The organism is Hydrogenivirga sp. 128-5-R1-1 (genome assembly GCF_000171895.1).
In genome coordinates this window covers 1-4,766 of the sequence record NZ_ABHJ01000041.1, presented here as the reverse complement: position 1 = coordinate 4,766, position 4,766 = coordinate 1, and the positions used below count along the sequence as shown (strand labels likewise).

The following is a 4,766-nucleotide window of genomic DNA, read 5'->3' as shown; positions in this document are numbered from 1 at the left end:
AATTTAAACAGCTGGAGTAAACTTTTTACTGTTTTTTCTATACCTGTTTTTATAGCAACACTTATATTTTTTGAGCCTCACAAAGGGGCTGCTTTATTTATTTTGATTTTATCAATTCTTATAATATCATCTTCTTATTATTCACTTCCTAAAATATTAACTTTAAGTATTCCAGCTTTTTTAGTATTTTTTTATTTCATTTTTCATTCATCATATGCCTTGAAAAGGTTAAAAGCATTTATTAACCCTATGGACGGTTCAAATAGTTCCTATCAGGTTTTACAATCTCTGCTTGCTTTTGCAAAGGGAGGATTATTTGGAGAAGGTATTGGTGCTGGAACACAAAAATTTTATTACTTACCTGAAATTCATACAGATTATATACTTGCTTTAATAGGAGAAGAAACTGGATTTTTGGGTGTCATTTTTATATTAATATTGTTTATTTTGCTTTTGTTTAGAGGTATAACCATATCATTAAATAGAAATGATATATTTACACAAATTTTAGGAATTGGACTAACCTATATGATAGTTTTACAGGCTCTTTTTCATATATTAGTTAATATAGGGCTTTTTCCTCCGACAGGTTTTACTCTCCCTTTTATCAGCTATGGAGGTTCTTCTTTTTTAATAAACTGCACGGCTGCCGGAATTCTTCTCAGGATTTCAAAAGAACCTATAAAATCAATATTTACAGAGGAAGATTATGGTTAAAAAAGTTTTCATAGCAGGTGGTGGAACTGGAGGGCATTTTTATCCTGCTTTATCAGTTGCAAAGTTTTTAGATAAAAACGGATATGAAATATGTTATTTTGGAACCAAAAATGGTATTGAGTCGGAGAAAGATTTTTTAGGAAAAAAATACTTATTTGATATAAAAGGTGTTCGCGGAAAAGGAATATTAAATAAACCATCCTCTATTTACAAGCTTTTAAAGACAGCCTTTAAAATAAAAAAAATAATAAAAAAAGAAAAACCTTTATTTTCTATATGTTTTGGAGGATATACATCTGTTCCTCTTGGGATTGCAAGCTGGCTCAGCGGCATAGACCTATACATACACGAGCAAAACTCTATTCCTTCATACTCAAATATACTCCTTTCTAAATTTGCAAAAAAAATATTTATTACATTTGAATATACAAAAAAATATTTCCCAGAAGAAAAAACTCACTTAACAGGTCTTCCAATAAGAAAATCCTTATTAAAAAGATTATCACTTACAAAGGAAGAAGCAAGAAAAATACTAAATATAAACGCTAAGGAAAAAGTAGTCCTGATTTTTGGCGGAAGTCAGGGTGCAAAAAAATTAAATGAGATTTGTTTAAAACTTGCTGAGAAACACAAAGATGTAATTTTTATAAATATTCAAGGGAAAAGTAAGCTGGGAAATATTTCTAAAAATATAATAGCATTTGACTATTTTGAAGATATGGGTTTGCTGTATAAAGTATCTGATTTGGTAATATGCAGGGCAGGAGCTTCTACAGTAAATGAAATCCTAACTTTTGGGAAATATGCGATTTTTATCCCTTATCCTTACGCTGCATCTAACCATCAATATTACAATGTAAAATGGCTTGAGGAAAAAAATCTATGCAAAGTGATAACTGAGGAAAATATCTCACAAATTTATAAAGAATTTGAAAATTTATTAAATATTGATTTTTCAAAATTTGAAGATAAAATAAGAGAATTATCAATAACAGATGCAGAAAAAAGAATTTATAAAGAACTAAAAAATGAAAATATATGAAAATGTAGATTTAAAAAATTTTTCAACTATAAAAATCGGAGGAAAAGCTAAAAAGTTATATTTTCCTGAAAGTCTCAACGACATAAAATTCCTAATTAAAAAATCAAAAGACGAAGATAAAAAGTTAGTTTTTATTGGAGTTGGAAGTAATACAATTTTTAAAGATGGGACGTTAGATTACATATTTATTTCAACAAAATTTCTAAAAAACATAGAGATAAAAGAAGAAAAAGACCTTTTTTATTTAAATTTAGAAGCAGGAGTAAGTTTTAAAGAAATTATAAATCTGGTAAAAAAATTTAATTTAGAAGGTTTTGAAAATCTTTCTGGAATACCTGCATCTTTAGGTGGAGCTGTTGCAATGAATGCTGGAGCCTTTGGAAATGAAATATTTGATATTATAGAAGATGTACTCTGGATAGATTTTGATACAAATGAGCATCTTTCAAAAAAAAATGAAATAAAGTACTCTTACAGGACAACCCAGTTCCAAAAAGAAGGTTTTATCTATAAAGCTACTATAAAACTGAAAAAAAGTAAAAAAGATATAGCAAAAATAATAAAAAACCATTTAATAGAAAGAAATAAAAAACAGCCTTTAAATTTACCAACATCAGGCTCAACATATAAAAATCCTCCAAACAATTTTGCTGGAAAAATTCTGGAAGAAATAGGTTATAAAGGGAAAAGGATAGGAGACATAGGTTTTTCAGATAAACATGCAAATTTTTTAGTAAATTACTCAAATGCAACATTCAAAGATTTAATGAATTTATTAGAATCTGCCGAAAGGAAAGTTGAAAGGGTTTTTAATATAAAATTTGAAAGGGAAATAAGAATAGTTGAGTAAGAAAGATATAAAAATAGCTCTTTTATACGGAGGGAATTCAAAAGAAAGAGAAATTTCCATTAAAAGTGGAAAAGCTGTTGAAAATGCTCTGAAATTATTAGGATATAACTACAAAGTTTTTGACCCTGTAAAAGGATTTGAATTTATAGAAGAAATAAAAAACTATAATCCTGATTTAGCATTTATATCTCTCCACGGGAAAGGTGGTGAAGATGGAGAAATACAGTCTTTACTTGAATTTTTAGGGATAAAATATACAGGAAGTAATCCTAAAACATCTGCTGTCTGTATGGATAAAGTGTTAACAAAAAAAATATTGTCTTCTGAAAATATTCCTGTTCCACAAACTTTCAGTAAAGACAATATAAAATTTCCTGTTGTTGTAAAACCATCTGAAGAAGGGTCATCTATAGGTGTATACATAGCAAACAATAAAGAAGATTTAAATGATGCTTTAAAACACTTGAAAGATTATAAAAACATAATAATTGAACAGTTTATAAAAGGAAGAGAAATAACAGTTAGCATTTTAAATGGGAAAATACTTCCCATTGTTGAAATAGTAGTTGATGATGGATTTTATGATTATAAGAACAAATACATTTCGTCTAAAACGAACTACATATGCCCTGCTGAAATTGATGAAAAGCTTCAAGAGAAAATAAATAAAATTGCAAAAAAATGTTGGGAAGTATTTAACTGTAAAGGTGCAGTTAGAATAGATATGATTATTGATAAAAACAATACTCCGTACGTTCTTGAAATAAATACAATACCAGGTATGACAGAGCACAGCCTTTTACCAAAAGCTGCTAAAGCGATAGGTCTATCGTTCGAAGAATTAGTAAATGAGATAATAGAAGGAGCATTAGGTGAATAAAAGTAAAAAATTATTAATAATTTCCATATGGATACTGCTCTGTGCTTCCTTCGGATATTTTTTACCAAAAATACCATTTTTCAAAGATTTAGTTGGAATTAAAGTAGTACAAGTGGTAGGAACTGATAAAATAAAGAAAAAAGACCTGATTGATATATTTTCACATCAAAACTGGTTTTTTGTAGATGAAGAAGATGTTAAAAATGAACTTTTAAAAAGATATAAAATTATAAAAAAAATATACATAAAAAGACTGTTTGTTGGAACAATAAATATTTACGTTGTTGAAAGACAGCCTATAGCTGTTATTTATTATAAAGGTAAAAAGTATACAGTTGATAAAGATGGAGTAATACTTGAAGGAAAATTTGACGACAAAAATTTAACTAAAATTTATATTTACTCAAAAAATGAAAAGTTGAAATTAAATTTTATTCAAAAAATAATTGATTTAAATTACAAATTAAGCAAAAACTTTAAATTAAAGAAAATTATTTTAAATAACAAACAAATTTCATTCCTTACATCAAATGATAAAATATTAGTTTTTAAGACTGAAAATATCTATTCCCAGATTAATAAAATGGAAAAATTTATAAAAAAAGTCAATATAAAAAATTACAAATACTTGAACTTTAGTTTTGATTCAATGATAATAGCAAGGAGATGAAAATGGGGAAAAATAGAATTTTAATATCGTTAGACTTAGGAACAGATAAAACAACAGTTTTAGTTGGTGATTTTGATGATACTGGAGAGCTGAATATTATTGGTTTTGGAGAAAGTAAAACAGAGGGTATAGAAAAAGGACTTATAGTAAAACCAAACAACGTGATTGACAGCATAAGAAAAGCAATATCTGATGCAGAAACCACATCTGGAGTAAGTATAAGTAGTGCCATTGTGAATATAAGTAATGCACATATAGAATTTGAAAATATTTCAGAATTTTTAACCTATGGTACAAATCAAAAGGAAATAGATGACACAGATATATCAACATTAACACAAAAAATTTCTGAAAAACTACAAAAAGAGCAAAATCAAATAATCCATATAATACCAAAAAGATTTATACTTGATGACATAGATGAGGTAATTGACCCAAGAGGGTTTTTAGCGTCTAAAATTCAAGGTGAATTTCATGTAATTTTAAGTAAAATAAACACATTTGCAAACTTAAAAAAAGTTATTGAAAACAGTGGAATTTCAGTTATAGACTTTGTGTATAATCCTATAGCTTCATCGTCTTCTGTTTTGTATCCAGAAGAAAAAGA

Annotated in this window: 5 protein-coding genes and 1 pseudogene; all 6 read left to right on the top strand. The window is 27.3% G+C overall.

Annotated features, from left to right (window positions below; genetic code table 11):
• Nucleotides 1–717 (top strand): FtsW/RodA/SpoVE family cell cycle protein (locus HG1285_RS05945; RefSeq protein ID WP_008288267.1); only part of this gene is annotated, 717 nt, incomplete at its 5' end.
• Nucleotides 710–1,759: an undecaprenyldiphospho-muramoylpentapeptide beta-N-acetylglucosaminyltransferase gene (gene murG / locus HG1285_RS05950; RefSeq protein ID WP_008288266.1), complete on the top strand. Its 1,050-nt coding sequence runs from the start codon at nt 710–712 to the stop codon at nt 1,757–1,759. The genes HG1285_RS05945 and murG, both read left to right, overlap by 8 nt.
• Nucleotides 1,746–2,609 (top strand): UDP-N-acetylmuramate dehydrogenase, encoded by an 864-nt coding sequence (murB, locus tag HG1285_RS05955; RefSeq protein WP_008288265.1) that lies wholly within the window; start codon nt 1,746–1,748, stop codon nt 2,607–2,609. The genes murG and murB overlap by 14 nt, the downstream gene beginning before the upstream one ends.
• Nucleotides 2,602–3,489, top strand: a complete 888-nt coding sequence (locus tag HG1285_RS05960; RefSeq protein ID WP_008288264.1) for a D-alanine--D-alanine ligase — start codon at nt 2,602–2,604, stop codon at nt 3,487–3,489. The genes murB and HG1285_RS05960 overlap by 8 nt, the downstream gene beginning before the upstream one ends.
• On the top strand, nt 3,482–4,159 hold the full coding sequence (locus tag HG1285_RS05965; protein ID WP_008288263.1) for an FtsQ-type POTRA domain-containing protein: 678 nt from the start codon (nt 3,482–3,484) through the stop codon (nt 4,157–4,159). Before HG1285_RS05960 ends, HG1285_RS05965 begins: the two co-directional genes overlap by 8 nt.
• Nucleotides 4,160–4,161: 2 nt before the next feature.
• A pseudogene (locus tag HG1285_RS05970) lies at nt 4,162–4,766 on the top strand (cell division protein FtsA); the annotation flags it as partial.